General features: G+C 71.6%; 6 protein-coding genes. 2 read left to right on the top strand and 4 right to left on the bottom strand.

Going from position 1 to position 5,696, the window contains the following annotated elements:
• The coding region (locus G6022_RS14190) for a hypothetical protein (protein WP_182639708.1) at positions 1–117 on the bottom strand (117 nt) is incomplete at its 3' end.
• 36 nt (positions 118–153) lie between these two features.
• A complete protein-coding gene (locus G6022_RS14185; protein ID WP_206682226.1) occupies positions 154–501 on the bottom strand; it encodes an ankyrin repeat domain-containing protein in 348 nt (115 codons plus the stop codon).
• Between the two features lie 142 nt (positions 502–643).
• Here G6022_RS14185 and G6022_RS14180 point away from each other — a divergent pair, with 142 nt between their 5' ends.
• Both G6022_RS14180 and G6022_RS14175 read left to right on the top strand, forming a co-directional pair.
• Positions 644–1,759, top strand: a complete 1,116-nt coding sequence (locus tag G6022_RS14180) for a septum formation family protein (RefSeq protein ID WP_241731233.1) — start codon at positions 644–646, stop codon at positions 1,757–1,759.
• On the top strand, positions 1,756–2,106 hold the full coding sequence (locus G6022_RS14175) for a metallopeptidase family protein (RefSeq protein WP_182610619.1): 351 nt from the start codon (positions 1,756–1,758) through the stop codon (positions 2,104–2,106). Before G6022_RS14180 ends, G6022_RS14175 begins: the two co-directional genes overlap by 4 nt.
• Before the next feature lie 46 nt (positions 2,107–2,152).
• On the opposite strand, the gene G6022_RS14170 is transcribed toward G6022_RS14175, so the two are convergent.
• Both G6022_RS14170 and G6022_RS14165 read right to left on the bottom strand, forming a co-directional pair.
• On the bottom strand, positions 2,153–5,152 hold the full coding sequence (locus G6022_RS14170) for an AMP-binding protein (RefSeq protein WP_182691823.1): 3,000 nt from the start codon (positions 5,150–5,152) through the stop codon (positions 2,153–2,155).
• A gap of 101 nt (positions 5,153–5,253) precedes the next feature.
• A partial coding sequence (locus tag G6022_RS14165; RefSeq protein WP_182691821.1) for a histidine phosphatase family protein occupies positions 5,254–5,696 on the bottom strand: 443 nt, incomplete at its 5' end.

Raw genomic sequence — 5,696 nt, 5'->3', positions numbered from 1 at the left:
CCGGCGGGCCTCGTCGGCGGCCAGCAGCCGGTCGACCAGCGAGGGGTCCTCGCCGCGGGTGCGCTGGGAATCGCGGACGAGGTCGGGGTTCTCGCGGAGGAGCCTGAGATCGATCACGGCGACCAGCCTAGCGGCCCCGTCCCACCACCCGAACTAGACGCCGAAGAGTTCGAGGAAGGCGTCCTTCTCGAACATCCGGGCGGTGTCGACCGCGGTGGGCGTCCCCCCGTTGGGGTCCGCACCGCCCTCGAACAGCACCCGGACCACCTCGCCGTACCCCTTGAACACCGCCCCCGCGAGCGGGGTCTGCCCGCGGTCGTTCGCGCGGTCGACATCCGCGCCGCGGGCGAGCAGCGCCCGGACGGTGTCGGGATGCCCGTTGTAGGCGGCCAACATGAGCAGCGTGTCACCGCGCTCGTTCGTCAGGTCCGGGCTCACCCCAGCGTCGACGTAGGCGGCCAGGCGTTCGGTCTCGCCGTCCCGGGCGAGCTGGAAGAGCATCTGTGCGAACTCGAGGACCTCCGGGTCGACCCCCTCGCGCGGCGCGCGGGTTCCGCTGTCCGGGCCGCCGGCCTCGTCTCGGTTCTGTCCGCTCATGCCCTGAATCCTATCGGGGCGGCGAAGTTGCGGCATCATGGATGCGATGATCACCTCCTCGCGATCACCACACCCGGGCCGGTCACTGCTCCGGACCCGGGGCGCGGTCATGGCCTCACTCGTCGCGATCCTGTCCGGCGGGGCGATCACCGGTGGACTCATGGCCTCGGCCATGGGGGATCCGAACTCCGCGACGGCGGAACGGATCGCGGCCATCGTCCCGCAGGTCGACCCGAGGACGCTGTCCGGGCCCGCCTACGCGAACGCGGCCCCGGGAACGTGCCTGACCTGGCAGGTCGACGCGGCCGACCGCGTCACCGCGTTCACGACCGTCGACTGCGCGGAGCCCCACCGCTTCGAGGTCGCCGGCCGCATCGACCTCTCCGGGGTACCCGGGTTCGGCGAGAACACCCCGCTCCCGGACAACTCGAGGTTGGTCCCGATCGGCACCGATCGCTGCTTGCCGCTGATCACCCGCTACGCGGGGGGCCGCGAGGTCGACCCGGCGGGTCGTTTCACCGGGCTGGTCGTCCCCCCGTCCGAGGAGGGCTGGGCCAAGGGCGACCACACCGTGTTGTGCGGCGTCGCCGCGGCCGAACTCAACGGCCGGTCGACCACCTCGACAGGGGTGTTCGCGGAGGCCGACCAGCACCGACGGTGGGACCCCGGCACCTGCCTGGGGTTCACCGACGAGGGTCTGCCCGGTGCGCCGGTGCCGTGTTCGGAGGACCACGCGATCGAGGTGGTCTCCGACGTCGACGTCTCCGGACTCTTCCCGGAGGAGCCCGCCCCGCCTGAGCCGAGGGTGCAGGCCGAGCTCACCGCGGACGCCTGCCTGGCAGCGGGGACCGCCTACCTGGGTGACGGGGAGGCCCTGCGGCGGACCACCCTCATCTCCACGCTCGTCAACCCGATCTCGCAGATCTCGTGGGCGACCGGGAGCCGCACCGTCAACTGCGGACTGATGAGGGCCGCCGACCCCGGGCCGTTCGCGGTGCTGCGGGGGTCCGCGCGGCAGGGCGTGTTGATCGACGGCTCCACCCCGGTGGCGCCCACCACGACCGAGGTCCCGCCACCCGGGGTCGGCCAGGGGACCCCCGGGACGCCGACCGACCCGGATCCCGGGACCGTATCCGTTCCGATCCCCGGGGGCACGCCGTGAGCATCGTCGTGGCGGAGTCTCGGTTCGAGTCGCTCGTCGACGACGCGCTGGACTCCGTGCCGGACGCGTTGTTCGCCGCGATGGACAACGTGGTGGTCCTCATCGCCGATCGCCATCCTGAGGAACCGGGCCTCCTGGGCCTGTACGAGGGCGTGGCATTGACCGAGCGTGACACCACCTACTCGGGTTTCCTGCCCGACACGATCACGATCTACCGGGGTGCGCTGTGCGACTTCTGCTCCACCGAGGAGCAGTTGGTCCACGAGGTGGCGGTGACGGTCATCCACGAGATCGCCCACCACTTCGGGATCGAGGAGCACACCCTGCACGCCCTCGGCTGGGGCTGACCGGACCTGGGCATCACAGCTGGTCCGACGTGACCGGACCTGGGCATCACAGCTGGTCCGACGTGACCAGCCCGTCCCGCACCGCCTTGGTCAGCCGCACGTACCCGCCTGTACCGGGATCGCGGATCCAGGTTCGCGGGCCGGCCTTCGGCAGGCCCCGGGCGGCGAATCCGGTGGCGTCCGGCCGATACCAGTTCGTCACCGGGATGTCGTCGACGACGTGGACGATATCCGGTCGGCCGGTGGGCGGGACCGAGGCGAGTGCGCCACCGACGTCGGCCGCGGTGATCGCCGTGGAGCCCCACCGGCTCACCGCGGCGACGGCGACCGGACCCGTGGCAGCGGACACGCCGTACAGCACGGCGAGGTCGACCTCGGGCAGATCCCCGAGCGCGTCGGCGACCTGGATCGGGAACACCGGGCCGTGCGCCGTGCGGACCACCGTGCTCGCCTGGCCGAGCTGCCAGTAGTCACCGTCCCGGTCACGCTCGAAGATGTCGTCGGTGGACACCCACGTGTCGCCCCGACGGAACACCCCGCGCAGCCGGCGAACGGAGGCGTCCACCCGGAGACGGGGCCGGGTGAGGAGCACGCCGGGCGCGCCGACCCCGCTCGGCACGGCGTAGCCACCGGGACCGGTCCTGATCGCGCCCGAGTCGGGGTCGACCTCGACGAGCCGCACCTCGGCGGTGCCGGGCAGCGGACGGCCGCGCGCGCCTTGCTTGGTCGTCGAGAGATTGGCGAGGACGACGTCGACCTCGGTGCCGGAGTAGAACTCGAGGACCCGGGTCCCCGGGTAGCGGTCCAGCAGCCGCCGCCACACCCCGCGGGGCATGCCCGATCCCATGAAGAGCGGGATCGCCGGGAGGGTCTCGCCCGGATGCACCGGCCGACGGACCAGCTCGCGCATCATCGCCCACGTGTAGGACACGGCCGTGACCCCGTAGCGGCGGATCTCCTCGTCGAAGGTCGCAGGGTCGAATCCGCGCGACAGCGCGATCCGGGACCCGGCGGCCACGGCCCCGCCGACGGCGGTGAGCAGACCGGACGGGTGATGGAGTGGACTGAGGCAGTACACCGTCGACGCGGCGGTCAGGCGCGCGGCGCTGGCGGTGCCGAACGCGGAGAGCGCCCACCGGTGGTTGGTCACGAGCTTGGTCTGCCATGCTCCCGTCGAGCGGGTGAAGACGACGAAGGCGAGGTCGCCGGCGCGGCCGGGGTCCGGCACGTACCAGCGGGGCAGCTCGACCGCATCGGGGTCGATGCGTTCGAGGTCGACCAGCCCTGCGCCGAGGTCTCCGGGCAGGTCGCGGTCCGCGCCGCCGCCGAGGACGAGCGCCCGCGCCCCGGCGTCGGTGACCCTGGCGGCGTGCTCCGGGTCGACGACCACCTCGGACACGGAACTGAGCGTCAACAGTTCGGCCAGATCCCGGGACGGGGGCAACGCCACGGCCACGGCGCCGAGACGCGACAGCGCGGCGATCGCGACCAGCGCCGAGGGCCGGGTCTCCATGAGCACACCGATGTGGTCGCCCTGGCGCACCCCGACCTCGATCATCCCCCTCACCACGTTCGTGATCCGGGCGTCGACGGCCGAGTACGTGTGGACGCGGTCGGAGAACAGGAAGCACGCGTCATCAGGCTGCGTCCGCGCACGCTCGGCCATGATCTTGGCGAACGAGATGCGTGTCCCCGTCTGGATCTGCCCCAGTCGCACCAGGCGCGGCGCGGCGTGCAGCGCCTCGTATCCCAGGGCCCGCGTCGTCCGCAGAGTGCCCACGGCGAGGTGGCCGGCACCGCGCACCACACCGACCCCCACCCCGGCGATCTGCGTCGCCCCTTCCGTCGCGAGCATCACCGCCGTGCCCGGAGACGGGTCACCACCGGAGTCGGGCCCGACCTCGACGATGCCCTTCGGACGATCTCCGGTGCCTTCTCTCCAGTCGATCCAGTCGGCGACGGCAGGCCATGTCAGCGAGGAGGCGGTCGAGCCGACGACGAGTCCGAAATGCCCGGCGCGGACCGGGAACTCGAAGACGTCCGCGCCGGGGGCGACGGCCGCGATCTTCCGGACGCCCGCCGGGACGCCGATCTCGTCGACTTCCCCGAGCACCGCGAGGACGGGACAGGTGATGTCGGCCAGGGACACGACGTGATCTCCGACGACGAAGCCGCCGACCATCATCCGATTCTGGATGATCACCTGGTGGAGCACGTCGACGATCGCCGGTCCGGACCACGCGACGAATCCCTCGCCGCCGAGAAAGCGGCGCTGCCGCTCGTGTCCGATCAGCGCCTCGCGGTCGTGGAGTTGACGAAGGAAACCCACCTGCGCACGCGCGGTCTTGATCGGGTCGAGCAGACGGAACCCGGCCGAGGCCATCCACCCGGGGAGCGAGCGATCGCTGAAGACGTGGTCGGCGACGAAGCGGGCGACGTTCACGATCAGGTCCTCGGGTACGCCGAGCGGGGCGTTACCGCGGACGTCGACGGGCGCGCCGAACGTCACGACGCTCTCGAGGTCGCGCGAGCGCCGGTATGCCGCGGCCTGATAGCAGAACATGCCACCCTGGCTGTACCCGGCGAGATGCACCGAGCGACCCGTGGCCGCGGTGACGAGGTCGACGGCGTCGCTCACGGCGACCACGTGGTCGGTGAGGGTGCGTTCGAGTCCGCCGTCCTCGAGGTCCGGGGAGCCGAAGTCGATCACCCAGGGATCCATGCCGGCCGCGTGCAGCGCGGCCACCGCGCTCGTCGACGGGGAGACGTCCCAGACGTCGGCGGAGATCATCATGGGGGGCACGAGCACGATCGGCGGGCGCGGTCTCTCTTCCGCATCACCGCCGACACGTCCGTGCTCCGCGACCCCCGCCACCGGCGCGTAGTAGCGGCGCAGCCGGAACATCGGCCGACGGGTGGCGATCTCGAACGGCGAGAACTCCTCGTCGGTCTGGAGACCGCCGAAACGCAGGACCTCGATCGCGTTGACGACGTACGACGTCGCGGTCTTGAGGGCGACGGCGAGGATGTCGGGGCTGAGGGTCATGGTGGGTCTGACACTAGAGCGCGACTTCTGGTCGGAGTGGTCAGTTCACGAACAGAGGGGAGGACGGGGCGCGAAAGGTGGTCGGCCCGGCGCACCGCCGGTCAGAACGGCGGGCGTCCGAGGTGGTCGCCCCACCGCTCACAGGACCACCCACCGCGGTCCGGCGCCAACTCGATGACCCCGCAGTTGGGGATCCGGTTGACCAGCGCCCACTGTGAGGGGACGGCGCCGGCGAACACCGCGATCATCCGCATGAGGGTGCCGTGCACCACCAACACCACGTCGATACCGTTGTCGAGGTGGCTCTCGCGGAGCTCCGTCACCAACGGCATCGCGCGTTCCTGCACGTCCAGCGCGCTCTCTCCCCCCGGCAGGCACGAGGAGAGGTCACCGTGCTCCAGCCAGTCCCGCACGAGCCGGTTGTACGCCAGCAGCGCCTCGGTGCCGGTCCTCATCTCGTACTGTCCGGCCTGTACCTCGTACACCCCCGGCACGGCCCGGGTGGGCAGCTCTGTCGCGTCGGCGATCAGGCCGGCGGTCTCGC

Origin of the sequence: Dietzia sp. Cai40, from assembly GCF_014145165.1 — a bacterium.
GTDB lineage: Bacteria > Actinomycetota > Actinomycetes > Mycobacteriales > Mycobacteriaceae > Dietzia > Dietzia natronolimnaea.
This window is presented reverse-complemented; position numbering and strand designations above follow the sequence as displayed.